Genomic DNA, 14,588 nt, shown 5'->3' on the forward strand with positions numbered 1-14,588 from the left:
TAGACAAGCTTAGCACGACATCTTTTTTGTTTTATTTATAAATTTCTTACTGCATCTTTAAATTGGCGACCTCGATCTTCATAGTTTTCAAATAGATCAAAACTTGCACAAGCTGGTGATAACAACACGTTTTCTCCTGCTTCAGCTATTTTATAAGCTATTTTTACAGCTTCACATATAAACTGTGTTTCTACAATCACATCAACCATATTACCAAAGCTTGCCAAAAGCTTTTGGTTATCCACTCCTAAACAGATAATTGCCTTTACTTTTTCATTTATAAAAGGATATAATTCTTCATAATTATTTCCTTTATCTACACCACCAACAATCCAAACCGTTTGCGCATCCATACTCTCTAAAGCAAAATAAGTTGCGTTCACATTGGTTGCTTTAGAGTCGTTAATGTATTGTACTTTATTTATTTTTAATACATTTTCTAAACGATGCTCTACACCTTGAAAATTTTCTAAACTTTCACGAATAGTCTGTTTTCTTATTTTTAACAAATGTGCTACTGTTGAAGCAGCCATTGCGTTTTTAATGTTGTGTTTACCTTCTAAAGCGATGTTTTTTGTTGGCATAATTATCTGGTTGTTATCTATGGTTATCTTTATATTATCTTTGTCTAAATACGCTCCATTTTCTATAGTTTTTGTTAATGAAAATGGTAATAATGTAGATTGAATGGTATTATTTTTTAGAAACTCTAAAATCACTTTATCGTCTGCATCATAAATCAAATAATCATCTTTAGTTTGATTTTGAGCGATTCTGAATTTTGAAGCGATGTAGTTTTCAAACTTATAATCGTAACGATCTAAATGATCTGGAACGATATTGGTTATGATGGCTATTTTAGGATTAAAACTGAAACATCCATCTAACTGAAAACTACTAATCTCTAAAACATAGTTATCAAAATCATGTTCTAAAACTTGCTTTGCAAAACTATCTCCAATATTTCCAGCCAACCCAACTTCTAACTCTTGCTTTAACACATGATGGGTAAGCATTGATGTTGTTGTTTTACCATTACTTCCAGTAATAGCCACAACAATTGCATTGGTATATTTTGAAGCAAATTCTATTTCAGAAATTACTGGAATACCTTTATCCAAAAGTGCTTTTATCATAGGCACTTTATCTGGTATTCCTGGGCTTTTCATTACCATATCAGCGCTTAAAATTTTAGCTTCTGTGTGTTGCTGATCTTCCCATTCAATGTCATTATTTATAAGAACGTTTTTATACTTTTCTTTTATTTTTCCTTTATCCGAAACAAAAACTTGGTAGCCTTTTGCTTTTCCTAAAAGGGCAGTTCCAACTCCGCTTTCTCCTCCACCAAGTATGACTAGTTTTTGTTTTTTCATTTTATTGAGACACTTCGACAAGCTCAGTGTGACATTTGGTTTTAATTTTACTATCGTAGTTTAAGCGTTACAATGGATAGTATTGCTAGAAAAATTCCAACAATCCAAAAACGTGTTACAATCTTGCTTTCGTGATATCCTTTTTTCTGATAATGATGATGTAATGGAGACATTAAAAAAATGCGTCGACCTTCTCCATATTTTTTCTTTGTGTATTTAAAATAAGTAACTTGTATTATGACTGACAAAGACTCTGCAAAGAAGATTCCGCACAATAATGGAATCAATAATTCTTTACGTACAGCGATTGCAATAACAGCTATAACACCACCAATAGTTAAGCTTCCAGTGTCACCCATAAATACTTGAGCTGGATAAGTATTATACCATAAAAACCCTATAAGCGCACCTGCAAATGCTGCTATAAATACTACCAACTCTCCTAATCTAGGAATGAACATTATATTTAAGTAATCAGAGAAAAAGATATTTCCAGAAATAAAAGCAAAAATGGCTAATGCAAATACAATAATCGCAGAACTACCTGCTGCTAAACCATCAATACCATCGGTTAAATTAGCACCATTAGATACTGCTGTAACAATAAAAATGACAATTGGAATAAATATTAACCATGCATATTTAGCATAACCGTCTCCCATCCATGTTATTAAATCTGAATAATCAAACTCGTTATCTTTTACAAAAGGAATTGTTGTCTTTAAAGACTGCTCTTCCGTATTAAATTCTGGTCCTGAATTTTTAGAAACTAATTCTGTTTGATTAACAGGGTTAACTTTTTCAGTCTTAATAGTAATTCCAGGATGAAAATACATGATTGCTCCAACAAACAATCCTAATCCAACTTGACCTAACACTTTAAACTTTCCGCTAAGACCAGCTTTATCTTTTTTAAATACTTTTATATAATCATCTGTAAAACCAACTGCTCCCATCCAAAGCAAGGTTACAATTAACATAACAACGTATATGTTATCTAATTTTGCTAATAATAATACAGGAATAAGTGTAGCCAGAATAATTATAATCCCACCCATTGTTGGTGTACCAGCTTTTTCTAACTGTCCATCTAAACCTAAATCTCTAACAGATTCTCCTACTTGTTTTTTCTGTAATGCTAAAATGATACGCTTTCCAAATATTGTAGAAAATAACAATGACAAAATAATAGCCATTGCTGCTCTGAATGTGATAAACTGAAATACACTAGCACCAGGAAACTGGTAGTTTTTTTCTAAAAATTCGAATAAGTAGTATAACATTTAATATGGTTTTATTCTTTTGTGCTTCCTGCTAATGCAGGAAGCACAAAGTTTATTTCTGTAATTGTTTTAAAAATTCTTTAACTATTTTAAAATCATCAAAATCAAATCGTTCTCCTTTAATTTCCTGATAAGTTTCATGTCCTTTTCCTGCTATTAATATGATATCATTAGGATTAGCTAATTGACAAGCAGTTTTTATTGCTTGTTTTCTATCTGCAATTGACATGGTTCTTTTAAAATTTTGAGGCTCAACTCCTTTTTCTATATCTTCAATTATTGTTTCCGGAACTTCACTTCTTGGATTATCACTTGTAAAAATGACTTTAGTGCTTAAAGCAGATGCAATGTGACCCATTTTTGGTCGCTTTGTTTTATCTCTATCTCCTCCACAACCAACAACTGTGATTAATTCTTCATTTTTGGTTCTAATATCATTTATTGTTTCCAATACGTTTTGCAATGCGTCAGGTGTATGTGCATAATCTACAATAGCAGTAATTTTCTGGTCAGAAATTAAAAACTGAAAGCGTCCACTTACACTTTCAAGCTCACTAACTAACCTTAAAATTTCTTGCTTTTCAAGACCTAACAATTCTGCAGTAGCGAAAATTGCTAGAATATTATAGGCGTTAAACTGACCTATTAATCGTACCCAAACCTCATTATCGTTAAGTTTTAATAACAAACCATTAAATTGGTTTTCTAAAATTTGAGCCTTATAATCTGCATATGTTTTTAACGCATAAGTATATTGCTTGGCTTTTGTGTTTTGAAGCATAATGCTTCCGTTTTTATCATCACCATTTGTTAACGCAAAAGCTGATTTAGGCAACTCGTCAAAAAAGCGTTTTTTTACATCTCTGTATTCAGCAAAAGTGTCATGATAATCTAAATGATCATGTGATAGGTTAGTAAAAATTCCGCCTTCAAACTTTAAGCCTAAAGTTCTGTTTTGATGAATTCCATGAGAGCTAACTTCCATAAAGCAAAACTCTACTCCTTCATCATTCATCTTCTTTAAATAAGCGTTTATAGTTAAAGAATCTGGTGTTGTATGTGTTGCTGGATGTTCTGTATTATCCACCATAATTTTTACAGTAGATAATAACCCAACTTTATATCCTGCTTTTTTAAATAGTTGATATAAAAGTGATGCAATAGTAGTTTTACCGTTTGTACCAGTAACTCCAACTAACTTTAAATTCTCTGATGGATTACCATAGTAATTAGAAGCCATTATTGCTAAAGCACGACTAGAATCATCTACTTGTATATAAGTGATTCCTGTTTTAGTTTTTTTAGGTAATTCTTGACAGATAACTGCTATAGCACCTTGTTTAACAGCGTTTTCAATATATTGATGTCCATCTGTTACACTTCCTTTTACAGCAACAAACACATCGTTGATTGCTACATTACGCGAGTTAAAATGAATATTACGCACCAAAATATTTGTACTACCAACTACAGCATCCAACGTTACCCTATATAATATGTCTTTTAATGAATTCACGATGCTTCTAAAACTATAGTTTGATTATTTATTAATTTGGTGTTTTTATTTACCGATTGCTTTTTAACAATACCAACACCTTGACATTTTACAGTCACTTTTACATTCATATTTTCTAATAAAGCCAATGCATCCATAAGTGGTAAACCTGTTACGTCAGGCATAATGGTTTTATAATTGTTTATAGAATTATAATAGTTTTCATATTCTTTATTAACAGCTGCATCATTAACCTTTAATGAGGCTACTTGATCTATTAATGGAGTGTCAGTAAATATCTTTTGAGCAATTTTTTTAAATACAGGTCCAGAAACATCTGCGCCATAAAATCCTTTTTTTACGCTTGGTTTATGAATCACGACAATACACGAATACTTTGGATTTTCTACTGGAAAATAACCAGCAAAAGATGAAATATACCTTGGGTTTTCTGCCCAATCTTTCATCCAGTATTCCACTCTTGCAGTTCCTGTTTTCCCACACATTGAAAAATAATCCGAGTATAAAGATTTACCAGTACCTCTAACCACAACATTTTTTAACATCTCTTGTGCTGCGCGCAAAGTAGCATCAGAGCATATTTTTTTATTTATTATTGTTTTTTCAAAAACTTCAATGGATTGATCCAAGTCTTTTACCTCTCTAATAAATCTAGGTTTAACCATCACACCATCATTAGCTACAGCATTATAAAAAGTTAAAGTTTGTAAAGGTGTAATACTTAAATTATAACCATATGCTATAGATGGCAAAGCGTTTTTACTCCATTTTGGATGACCAGGTCCAGGAATCATTGGAGTACCTTCTCCTTGTATTGAAACTCCTAATTTTTTATCCAAATTCCAACCTCTTAGAATATCTAAAAATCGTTTTGGGTTATCTGCATAAGCATCATCAATAACTGTTGCTATTCCAATATTTGAAGATACTTCTAATGCTTTAGCAACAGATATTTTTCCATTTCCGTGAGAGTCTTTTATTCCTCTACCATAAAACACTTTATAACCATTACCTGTATCTACAACATCAGACGTGTCTACTTTTTTATCTTCTAAAGCTGCCATTAAAGCCATAAGTTTAAACGTAGAACCAGGTTCATGCGCTTCATAAACAGCATAGTTTCTCTTTTCGTAATAATATCCAGACTCTGTTTTTCCTAAATTAGAAATTGCTCTAATTTCTCCACTTTTAACGTCCATTACCACCACAGTTCCATGTTCTGCTTGATACAATTCTAATTGTTCTAATAATGCATGATGAGCAATATCCTGAACATTAACATCTATAGTTGTGTACACATCAAAACCATCTTGAGGTTCTACTTGATCGTAGTCCAAAATTGGCTTCCACTGTCCTTTTCCTATTTTTTGTTTTAAACGTTTCCCATCTTTACCTCTTAAATATTCCAGCCCAAAAGCACCATCTATTCCAGCTCTTGTTGTATTACCATCTCCATCTGTACGCTCATATCCAATGGTACGTTGTGCTATTTCGCCTAAAGGGTGTTCTCTTTTTACTTTTTGCTCTACAATTAATCCACCTTTAAAAGCGCCTAATTTTAATAACGGAAATTCTCTAAATTTTAAATAATCTGTATAACCAATATTTTTAACCAATGAGAAATAGCGATTTTTATTTTCTCTTGCCTTACTTAACTCTCGCTGATAATAGTTTGAAGATTTGCCAGTATATTTTGATAATGCATCACTTAACGGTTTAATATTAGCTTTAAAATTTTTATTTGAAGGTGTGACTGCATCAAATAAAATATCATATTTAGGAATTGATGTTGCTAATAAACTACCATCTGCAGAATATACGTTACCACGATTGGCAGGAATAACCACATCTTTTATAGCACGCTCATCCGCTAAGGCTTTATATTTATCTCCATCAACAATTTGTATGGTTAATAATTTACCCACAACAAGAAGCCCGAAGATGAACATACATCCTGCGACAAAATACAATCTGTTTAATATGTTCTTTTCGTTTACTGCCACGATTTGAACTTAGCTTTGCGGTTTAACAATTATTTTTTTTGGCGGTATTACTGAAGGTGCCAATCCCTTTTTTTTCATTTTCTTAACCACAGAAGATTCCATTTTAAGTTGCATCAATTTGGTCCTTCCGTCGTATAACTCGGATCGCAATTCTTTAACTTGATTGTTAAGTTTTGCTATCTCGTGTACTTTTTTATCTAAACTGTGTGAGCTTGCAATCATTACTAAAGCTAAAGCTGAAATAAAAAGAATAAGTCTCCAGTTTTTAAAAGAGTCTTCACTAACCAAAAAGGTTCCTCTTAATATGCCATAAATACCTTTTTTCATAATACTTAGTTTTTGGCTTTTGGCTTTTGGCTACTTACTTTTTCTGCGATTCGTAATTTTGCACTACGTGCTCTGTTATTTATTTTAATCTCTTCTTTTGAAGGGATTATTAATCCGCCAACTTTTTTTAATGGTACTTCAAAATGCCCAAACACATCACGTTCTGGCTCTCCTTCAAACAATCCATTTCTTATAAAACGTTTCACTAATCGATCTTCTAAAGAGTGGTAAGAAATTAAACTTACACGTCCTTTTGGTTTTAAAATCTCAGGCGTTTGCTGTAAAAACTCTTTTAAAGCTTCAATTTCTTGATTTACCTCAATTCTAATGGCTTGATAAATTTGTGCTAAAATTTTATTTTCGTGTTTTGGTGACAAAAACTTTTGAAGTACTTTTTTAAGTTGTTCGCTAGTTTTTATTTCTTCATCTTTTCTAAACTCTACAATAAGTTTAGCCATAGCTGGAGCAGCACGAAGCTCTCCATATTGTGCTATTACTTGACGTAATTGCTCTTCGTCATACTCATTTATTACATGGTAAGCAGATAACTGATTGTTTTGATTCATTCGCATATCTAAATCTGCTTCAAATCTGGTAGAAAAACCGCGTTCTGCTACATCAAATTGATGTGATGACACACCAAAATCTGCTAAAATCCCATCCACTTGCTTAACTCCATGAAAACGCAAAAAGCGTTTTATATACCTAAAGTTTTCATGAATTAGGGTAAACCTAGAATCGTCAATTGTATTTTCAAGCGCATCTTTATCTTGATCAAATGCGTATAATTTTCCGTTTTCTCCTAAACGTTTTAAAATCTCTTTACTGTGTCCACCTCCACCAAAAGTAACGTCCACATAGACACCATCTTCTTTGATAGCCAAACCATCAACGGTTTCTTGTAATAAAACTGGGTTATGATATGCTGTCATCTTCATCGTCTTGACCCATTACTTCTTCAGCTAAATCTGCAAAATCTACTGTTGCATCATCAATAGCTTTCTCATACTTTGTTTTATCCCAAATTTCAACAATATTAACAGCAGAAGACATTACTATATCTTTGGTTATTGATGCAAACCCAATTAAATCTTTAGGGATTAACAAACGTCCATTAGCATCCACCTCTACCATTTTTACTCCAGCTGTAAAACGTCTAATAAAGTCGTTATTCTTCTTTTTAAAACGGTTTAACTTATTTACATTTTGCATTAACGCATTCCATTCTTGCATTGGATACAACTCCAAACATTCCTGGAAAACAGCACGTTTTAACACAAAGCCATTTTGCAACTCTGGAGCCAATTGCTTTTTGAGCGCAGCAGGAAGCATAAGCCTTCCTTTTGCGTCTACTTTACATTCGTATGTTCCTATTAATGAGTTCACAACCGTTTTTAACTATCAAAATTTGTAAAAATCAAATATATTGAAAATTTTACCACATTTTACCACATTTTACCACATTGTTAATAAGTATTCAAACTTTAACAATTTTAATTATTAAAAAATCGCGCTATAAAAGCGTTTTTTAAGTGGGAATTAATTATATATTTTTCTGAAAAAAGTCTATTAACTAAATCATTAAAATAGCTGTTTTTTAAATGAATTAGTTATATTTGCTTTTGACGAAAATGACTAACTATTAATGACGCGTACACTTAAAAAAGAAGGAAAATTCAACTATATTGAGGTTGGTGAAGGACAACCTATTGTTGTGCTTCATGGATTGATGGGTGGATTAAGTAACTTTGATGCTGTAACTACTTTTTTTAGCACTAAAGGCTACAAAGTAATTATACCAGAATTGCCTATTTACAGTATGTCATTACTTAAAACTAACGTCAAAACATTTGCTAAATATCTTCATGATTTTATTGAATTTAAAAATCTTGACAATGTCGTTTTATTAGGAAACTCTTTAGGTGGACATATTGGATTATATCACACCAAATTATTTCCAGATAAAGTTAAAGCATTAGTTATTACTGGAAGCTCTGGATTGTACGAAAGCGCAATGGGTGGAGGATACACTAAACGAAGTGACTACGAGGTTATTAAGAAAAAAGCACAAGAAGTTTTTTACGATCCAGCAGTAGCTACTAAAAAAATTGTAGATGAAGTTTATGAGACTGTAAACGACAGAAACAAACTAATTAAAACGTTAGCAATTGCTAAAAGTGCTATTAGACATAACATGGCTAAGGATTTGCCAAAAATGAAAACCCCAACTTGTATTATTTGGGGAGAAAATGATGGAGTTACACCTCCAGACGTTGCAAACGAGTTTAATGCTTTATTACCTGATTCGGATTTATTTTGGATTGAAAAATGTGGTCATGCTGCCATGATGGAACATCCTGACACTTTTAATCAAATTTTATTTGATTGGTTAAAAAAACGTGAAATTTAACTTATTAAGTTAATTAGAAAATAAATTAAAAGATTTCCGTTTTCACGGAAATGGAAAAAAATCTTATCCATGCATATTAAATCTGCCGAATTTGTTACCAGTAATTCTGATGCTGAAAAATGCCCGAAAGACCGTTTGCCAGAATACGCCTTTATTGGTAGAAGTAACGTAGGAAAGTCTTCCTTAATTAATATGCTAACTAGTAAAAAAAGTCTAGCTAAAACCTCTGGACGACCAGGGAAAACACAATTAATAAACCACTTTTTAATTAATAAAGAATGGTTTTTAGTGGATTTACCAGGTTATGGCTATGCTAGAGTATCTAAAAGCGCAAAAAAAGTATTTCAAAAATTTATTACTCAATATTTTGAGCAACGCGAGCAATTAGTCACTGCTTTTGTATTAGTAGATATTAGACACAAACCACAACCCATTGATCAAGAATTTATGAAGTATTTAGGAGAAGGTGGTATTCCGTTTTCTATTATATTTACAAAAGCTGATAAACTTAAGCCAAAAGCCATAGAGAACCATGTTGAAGATTATAAAAACATCTTACTAGAAACATGGGAAGAAATGCCTAATTACTTTGTTACTTCTTCCAGTAAAACTATTGGAAAGGATGATGTACTTGGTTATATTGATGGATTAAATGACAGTATGGTTGTGGAGTAAATAAGAAAAAGTAATTAAACATAAATGGTCCAAGCTAAACATTGTAATTTATGTAAAAACAAAAAAAAAAGTCTTAAAAATGGATTGACTTGTGGTTTATCCAAAATGAAGCCTGATTTTAAGAATAAGTGTCCTGATTTTGAAATAAGTTATTCCAAAAAAAAATACATACCAGAATTAATAACTAAAATTGAAGAAATAAAAAGCAATAAAAAATCAGTTTACTTCAATTTTATTATTTCTATAGGATTAAGCTTTATAATTCTATTCATTTCATATTATCTTTTAAAAGTTACTTTAGAATATAAAAGCCTTTTTAGCGCAACAATGTCACTTTTAAGCAGTGTAATTGGTACTACCATATTATCAATAGCTTATGGTAAGCTAGTTACTTACAAAAAGAGATTAAATAAAATTGAAAAAGAAAAAAAGAAGCTAGATGAAATTCTTAGAAATTATCAATTAAATTCTGAAACAATAGTTAAGACTATATAAAACAAAAAATTAAATATGTCCAACTTCTCATTAAACCATATAGCACTTTCTGTAAAAGACGTCAATACATCTATTGATTTTTATCAAAAGGTATTTCAATTTAAAGAAATTAAAAACACAGCATCAGACTCTAAAACTAGATGGTTATTATTAGGAGAAGGTAAAGAGTTACATCTTATACCAAGACCTGACGATGAGATAAAAACGAGTAAAGCTGTACATTTTGCTTTATCAACTTTAGATATTAATCAATTTATAAAACATTTAATAGCTTTAAAAATTGAGTATTCTGATTGGCGTGACACACCAAACAAAGATTACATTAGAAAAGATGGTATAATACAAGTTTACTTTAAAGATCCTGATGATTATTGGATTGAAGTAAATAATACTATCTAAACAAAAAAATCGCCCATAGAGCGATTTTTTTATTTTATAATTTTGTTGAGATTATAGCATTTTTAAAGTATTAACTTCTTGCTCTGTTAAAATCTTCCAATTACCTCTTGGTATATCTTTTTTAGTTAAATGCGCAATAGTTACACAATCAATTTTAATGATTTCGTATTTTAAATATTCAAAAATAGTACGTAAAATAATATTACCTGTGTTTTTAATTTTGATTCCAATTTCTTTTTTAGAAGCGCCTTCAATATAACTGATTTCTTCAACAGTTATTAATTTACCTTCTATCTTAAAACCTTCTCTAATCTTTTTTAAGTCTTCCATTTTTAAGTTTTTATCCAACTCTAAATGAAATAACCTTGCGACACCCTTTTTAGAACTTGTAAACTTTTTTACAACCGTATCGTCATTAGTAAATAATAACAAACCTGTAGAGTTACGCCCTAAACGACCAATAGGTTTGATTTTTGCAGAAGATGCGTTAGCAACCAAATCCATTACTGTACGTCCTTTACCTTCGCTTGTTGTTGTTGCAAACCCTTTTGGTTTGTTTAATAAAACATAGGCTTTTTTCTCTGGATTAATTCGGGCTCCATCATAACGCACTTCGTCTTGAAGCCTTACTTTATAACCCATCTCAACCACTACTTTTCCATTAACTGTAACCAAACCCATTGCAATGTGTTGGTCTGCTTCTCTACGAGAACACATACCAGAATTAGCAACGTATTTGTTTAAACGGATTAAATCTGAATCTGGTGCTTTTTTCTGAGTAGGTTTTGAAGAAACATTAGCTGCATTCTTATCTTTCTTTACAGGTCTAAAAGGAGTTTTTGGTCCTGATTTTCCTTTTCCTCTACCTTTTCCTTCGCGGGCTTTACTCATGATTTATTTTTTTGCAAATCTACAACGTTTTTTTGATTATAAATTAAAAAGCTAATCTTTAGTACTACTTTGCGTTAAGGGTTGTAGTGGCATCCTTTTTTTTTTGCATATATGCAAAAAAAAGATATAACGAAAAACCTGACCCTTGTGGTAACGCCCAAATTATAATATACGGTTTAACACCAAATCTACATCTATTAATAAGATGCTAAAAACACCTGAAACAATTATAAATTTTAAGATATTATGTAACCATAAGTAATGTGTTTTGGTATTGGATTTCCAGAGTAAAACAAGGTAGATGATTAGTAAAATCTCGCACATATAAAAATACAGATACATGTGTCCAATATCAAATTTTGAAATTAAAAAATAAACAGGAAACAAGGTTGCTAGACCTAAAATGGTAATCATTTTTTTAGACATTTGTTCTCCATATACTATTGGAATAGTCCTATAATTAAGCGCTAGATCACCTTTTATGTTTTCTAAATCTTTAGTCAATTCTCTTATTGCTATTATTAAAATTAAAAAAGTAGCATGTACAAAAATGACTGACTTAAAGTTATGATAATAGACAAATATGACAAAGAATGGTGTCAGTGTTAAAACCGAAGACACAACATTACCAATTATGGGACGTTTTTTTAATTTATGAGAATATAACCATATTGCAAATATGTAAAACGAAAAGAATAATACTGGTTTAAAGGACACATAACTAGCCATTATTATTGCTGAAAAATTTAGCACAAAATAAAAGGATAGTTTAGTGTTTTGACTAACCAATTTATCCAACATGCTTTTATTGGGTCTATTGATTAAATCTTTTTCTGAATCGTAAAAATTATTAATAATATAACCTCCTGCAATTACAGCTGCAGATGCTAAGACTAGCATTAGTAAATTAATATCAAACAACACCTTTTTTAAAGGTTTGTCTGATGCAAAAATGTAAATGGATGCTAAGTATTGAGCAATGACTATAACTAATATATTATAACCTCTAACTACAGAAAACATGCTAAAAAACTTAAGTAATAGATGTTTTTGTTTTCTGGTAAGCATTAGTATAGTTTTCTAAGACACTTTATTTGCTTTAATTGCCATCAATGGAGATTGTATGCTTAAAAATTATAAACTACTTCTAACTTATAATCTTTCAAAGCATTTTGTGCTTTATCAATATCTTGGGTAAACCCTAAAATATAACCTCCACCTCCAGATCCACATAATTTTAAATAGTAATCATTGGTGTCAATACCATTTTTCCATAGGTCATGAAATTGAGATGGTATCATAGGTTTAAAATGGTTAAGTACTACTTTAGACAGTTGTTTAGTATTATTAAATAAAGACTTGATATCTCCTTTTAAAAAGTCGTCTACACAAGCATCTGTATGTTTTATAAATTGGTTTTTAAGCATTTTTCTAAACCCTTCTTGCTTCATGTTTTCCATAAAAATACTTACCATTGGAGCTGTTTCTCCAATAATACCAGAATCTAATAAAAACACTGCTCCTTGCCCATTATTACTTTGGGTTGGTATTCCTGTTGCTTCTATGTTTTCTTGAGAGTTGATTAAAATAGGTAAACTTAAATAACTATTTAAAGGATCTAAACCTGATGATTTACCATGAAAAAAAGATTCCATTTCTCCAAAAATTGCTTTTAGGGTCAATAATTTTTCTCTAGTAAGGTTTTCTAAAACTGTTATTTTGTCTTGTGCATATTTATCATAGATAGCTGCAACTAAAGCTCCACTACTTCCTACTCCATATCCTTGAGGGATTGATGAGTCAAAATACATTCCAGATTTAACATCTTTTTGTAATGTTTGAATATCAAAAACCACTAAACTAGTGTCAATTTTAGATAAATAATCTGTAAAATTTTGTAAGCTTATATTGGATTGCTTTGCTTCTTCCGAAGAATTATCATCCATTTTAAGAGCTCCATTATAAAAATTATAAGGAATGGAAAGACCTTTAGAATCTTTTATGATTCCGTACTCTCCGAACAATAAAATTTTTGAATAAAATAAAGGACCTTTCATATGTTTTTAACCATTGGGTTGATAAAGTTACAATTGTTTTGCACCAAAACCAATTCTATCGCAAATATAATGACCGTTTTGACAATATTCAACTAATTGAGTCTTAATAAATTTATAAATCTGTTCTGCGTCTTTCTCTGGATATAACACGTGTACATTTGCTCCAGCATCCAAAGTAAAACTAATTGGCAAACCTGTTTGTTGTCTAAAACTCCAAATTTTATTTATTATTTTAAGTGTATTGGGTTTCATTAAAATAAAATATGGGTTACTAGCCATCATCATTGCATGAAGTGTTAATGCTTCGCTTTCTACTAAAGCAATAAACCCATCTAAGTCACCTGATTTTAAAATGTCTTTAATTTTAGAAATATTATGTACTGCTTGCATAAAGCGTTGTTTTGCAAAAGGATGTCCATGCATTAGATTATGCCCAACAGTGCTACTTACTTGCTTTTCGCCTTTATCAACTAATAAAATAGTGTCGTGATAGTTTTTAAAAACATCATGAACTTGATAAGGGTATTTTACACCAAACAAATCACTACTGCCTTCAATTTGTTGATGATTTCCCCAAACTACTAAATCTCCTTCCAAACTTCTACATGCACTACCAGAACCAAGACGTGCTAAAAACGAAGCTTTTTGTATGAAATCTGTACCAGAAATATTAGGATTTAGTTGCTTTTCCAAACTCATTAAACACAAAGCTAAAGCACTCATACCTGAAGCAGAAGAGGCTATTCCTGAGCTGTGTGGAAATGTATTCCTAGTTTTTATAGTAAAATGAAAGTCTTTTAAAAATGGAATATAAGTTTCAATTCTCTTAAAAAACGTTTCGATCTTAGGATGAAAATCTGGCTTAGCAACTTCATCTAAAAAAACTTTAAATGAAAATGAATCGTCTGTTTTTGATTTTTTCTCAAAATTTAACTCGGTTATTGTCTTACAAGCATCTAAAGTAAAGCTAATAGAAGGGTTTTCTGGAATTTGATGTTCTTTTTTTCCCCAATATTTAACCAATGCAATATTACTTGGAGATGACCAGGTAACACTTCCTTTGTTAGGTAAATTATTGTAATTAGTTAATGTAAAACGAGTTAAATCCATTTAAAACTTAAATTTGTGCAAATATAGTTTTAATATTTAAACTATTTTT

Annotated in this window: 15 protein-coding genes; 4 read left to right on the forward strand and 11 right to left on the reverse strand. The window is 30.9% G+C overall.

Translation table 11 applies throughout. The annotated features are described in order from the left end of the window. Positions 1-35: 35 nt before the first annotated feature. From murD to mraZ, 7 genes are all read right to left on the reverse strand, one after another. Positions 36-1,373 carry a UDP-N-acetylmuramoyl-L-alanine--D-glutamate ligase gene (gene murD / locus SJY17_RS01645; protein WP_397363709.1) on the reverse strand — a complete coding sequence of 446 codons (1,338 nt, stop codon included), beginning with the start codon at positions 1,371-1,373 and terminating at the stop codon, positions 36-38. Between the two features lie 50 nt (positions 1,374-1,423). Further along, a complete protein-coding gene (mraY, locus tag SJY17_RS01650; RefSeq protein WP_397363710.1) occupies positions 1,424-2,656 on the reverse strand; it encodes a phospho-N-acetylmuramoyl-pentapeptide-transferase in 1,233 nt (410 codons plus the stop codon). Between the two features lie 52 nt (positions 2,657-2,708). Continuing rightward, positions 2,709-4,172 carry a UDP-N-acetylmuramoyl-L-alanyl-D-glutamate--2,6-diaminopimelate ligase gene (locus SJY17_RS01655; RefSeq protein ID WP_397363711.1) on the reverse strand — a complete coding sequence of 488 codons (1,464 nt, stop codon included), beginning with the start codon at positions 4,170-4,172 and terminating at the stop codon, positions 2,709-2,711. Beyond that, positions 4,169-6,121 carry a penicillin-binding protein gene (locus SJY17_RS01660; protein WP_397364854.1) on the reverse strand — a complete coding sequence of 651 codons (1,953 nt, stop codon included), beginning with the start codon at positions 6,119-6,121 and terminating at the stop codon, positions 4,169-4,171. The genes SJY17_RS01655 and SJY17_RS01660 overlap by 4 nt, the downstream gene beginning before the upstream one ends. Positions 6,122-6,184: 63 nt before the next feature. Further along, a complete protein-coding gene (locus SJY17_RS01665) occupies positions 6,185-6,502 on the reverse strand; it encodes an FtsL-like putative cell division protein (protein WP_397363712.1) in 318 nt (105 codons plus the stop codon). A 5-nt stretch (positions 6,503-6,507) separates the two neighbouring features. Beyond that, positions 6,508-7,440 carry a 16S rRNA (cytosine(1402)-N(4))-methyltransferase RsmH gene (gene rsmH, locus SJY17_RS01670; RefSeq protein WP_397363713.1) on the reverse strand — a complete coding sequence of 311 codons (933 nt, stop codon included), beginning with the start codon at positions 7,438-7,440 and terminating at the stop codon, positions 6,508-6,510. Continuing rightward, positions 7,418-7,888 carry a division/cell wall cluster transcriptional repressor MraZ gene (gene mraZ, locus SJY17_RS01675; protein ID WP_397363714.1) on the reverse strand — a complete coding sequence of 157 codons (471 nt, stop codon included), beginning with the start codon at positions 7,886-7,888 and terminating at the stop codon, positions 7,418-7,420. Before mraZ ends, rsmH begins: the two co-directional genes overlap by 23 nt. 259 nt (positions 7,889-8,147) lie before the next feature. Between mraZ and SJY17_RS01680 the strand changes: the two genes are divergently transcribed. The 4 genes from SJY17_RS01680 (at position 8,148) to SJY17_RS01695 (ending at position 10,481) form a co-directional block, all read left to right on the forward strand. Continuing rightward, on the forward strand, positions 8,148-8,912 hold the full coding sequence (locus SJY17_RS01680) for an alpha/beta fold hydrolase (RefSeq protein WP_397363715.1): 765 nt from the start codon (positions 8,148-8,150) through the stop codon (positions 8,910-8,912). Positions 8,913-8,981: 69 nt separating this feature from the next. Next, positions 8,982-9,587 (forward strand): ribosome biogenesis GTP-binding protein YihA/YsxC, encoded by a 606-nt coding sequence (yihA, locus tag SJY17_RS01685; RefSeq protein ID WP_397363716.1) that lies wholly within the window; start codon positions 8,982-8,984, stop codon positions 9,585-9,587. 105 nt (positions 9,588-9,692) lie between these two features. Continuing rightward, entirely contained in the window at positions 9,693-10,082 is a 390-nt protein-coding gene (locus tag SJY17_RS01690) for a hypothetical protein (RefSeq protein ID WP_397363717.1), read from the forward strand. A gap of 15 nt (positions 10,083-10,097) precedes the next feature. Further along, positions 10,098-10,481 carry a VOC family protein gene (locus SJY17_RS01695; protein ID WP_397363719.1) on the forward strand — a complete coding sequence of 128 codons (384 nt, stop codon included), beginning with the start codon at positions 10,098-10,100 and terminating at the stop codon, positions 10,479-10,481. Between the two features lie 51 nt (positions 10,482-10,532). On the opposite strand, the gene SJY17_RS01700 is transcribed toward SJY17_RS01695, so the two are convergent. The 4 genes from SJY17_RS01700 to SJY17_RS01715 all read right to left on the reverse strand — a co-directional run bounded on the left by SJY17_RS01700 (position 10,533) and on the right by SJY17_RS01715 (position 14,539). After that, positions 10,533-11,372 (reverse strand): pseudouridine synthase, encoded by an 840-nt coding sequence (locus SJY17_RS01700; RefSeq protein WP_397363720.1) that lies wholly within the window; start codon positions 11,370-11,372, stop codon positions 10,533-10,535. Positions 11,373-11,534: 162 nt separating this feature from the next. Continuing rightward, positions 11,535-12,440 (reverse strand): geranylgeranylglycerol-phosphate geranylgeranyltransferase, encoded by a 906-nt coding sequence (locus SJY17_RS01705; protein ID WP_397363721.1) that lies wholly within the window; start codon positions 12,438-12,440, stop codon positions 11,535-11,537. A gap of 59 nt (positions 12,441-12,499) precedes the next feature. Continuing rightward, positions 12,500-13,429 carry a mevalonate kinase gene (locus SJY17_RS01710; protein WP_397363722.1) on the reverse strand — a complete coding sequence of 310 codons (930 nt, stop codon included), beginning with the start codon at positions 13,427-13,429 and terminating at the stop codon, positions 12,500-12,502. Positions 13,430-13,456: 27 nt separating this feature from the next. Further along, a complete protein-coding gene (locus tag SJY17_RS01715; protein ID WP_397363723.1) occupies positions 13,457-14,539 on the reverse strand; it encodes a diphosphomevalonate/mevalonate 3,5-bisphosphate decarboxylase family protein in 1,083 nt (360 codons plus the stop codon). Between the last annotated feature and the right edge of the window lie 49 nt (positions 14,540-14,588).

The sequence above is a fragment of the Olleya sp. R77988 genome, from assembly GCF_044594215.1.
GTDB lineage: Bacteria > Bacteroidota > Bacteroidia > Flavobacteriales > Flavobacteriaceae > Olleya.

Bases quoted from the DNA above. Each gene is read 5' to 3' on its own strand.
- murD (WP_397363709.1), bottom strand. From the start codon at position 1,373: ATGAAAAAACAAAAACTAGTCATACTTGGTGGAGGAGAAAGCGGAGTT.
- mraY (WP_397363710.1), bottom strand. From the start codon at position 2,656: ATGTTATACTACTTATTCGAATTTTTAGAAAAAAACTACCAGTTTCCT.
- SJY17_RS01660 (WP_397364854.1), bottom strand. From the start codon at position 6,121: ATGTTCATCTTCGGGCTTCTTGTTGTGGGTAAATTATTAACCATACAA.
- SJY17_RS01665 (WP_397363712.1), bottom strand. From the start codon at position 6,502: ATGAAAAAAGGTATTTATGGCATATTAAGAGGAACCTTTTTGGTTAGT.
- rsmH (WP_397363713.1), bottom strand. From the start codon at position 7,440: ATGAAGATGACAGCATATCATAACCCAGTTTTATTACAAGAAACCGTT.
- SJY17_RS01680 (WP_397363715.1), top strand. From the start codon at position 8,148: ATGACGCGTACACTTAAAAAAGAAGGAAAATTCAACTATATTGAGGTT.
- yihA (WP_397363716.1), top strand. From the start codon at position 8,982: ATGCATATTAAATCTGCCGAATTTGTTACCAGTAATTCTGATGCTGAA.
- SJY17_RS01690 (WP_397363717.1), top strand. From the start codon at position 9,693: ATGAAGCCTGATTTTAAGAATAAGTGTCCTGATTTTGAAATAAGTTAT.
- SJY17_RS01695 (WP_397363719.1), top strand. From the start codon at position 10,098: ATGTCCAACTTCTCATTAAACCATATAGCACTTTCTGTAAAAGACGTC.
- SJY17_RS01700 (WP_397363720.1), bottom strand. From the start codon at position 11,372: ATGAGTAAAGCCCGCGAAGGAAAAGGTAGAGGAAAAGGAAAATCAGGA.
- SJY17_RS01705 (WP_397363721.1), bottom strand. From the start codon at position 12,440: ATGCTTACCAGAAAACAAAAACATCTATTACTTAAGTTTTTTAGCATG.
- SJY17_RS01710 (WP_397363722.1), bottom strand. From the start codon at position 13,429: ATGAAAGGTCCTTTATTTTATTCAAAAATTTTATTGTTCGGAGAGTAC.
- SJY17_RS01715 (WP_397363723.1), bottom strand. From the start codon at position 14,539: ATGGATTTAACTCGTTTTACATTAACTAATTACAATAATTTACCTAAC.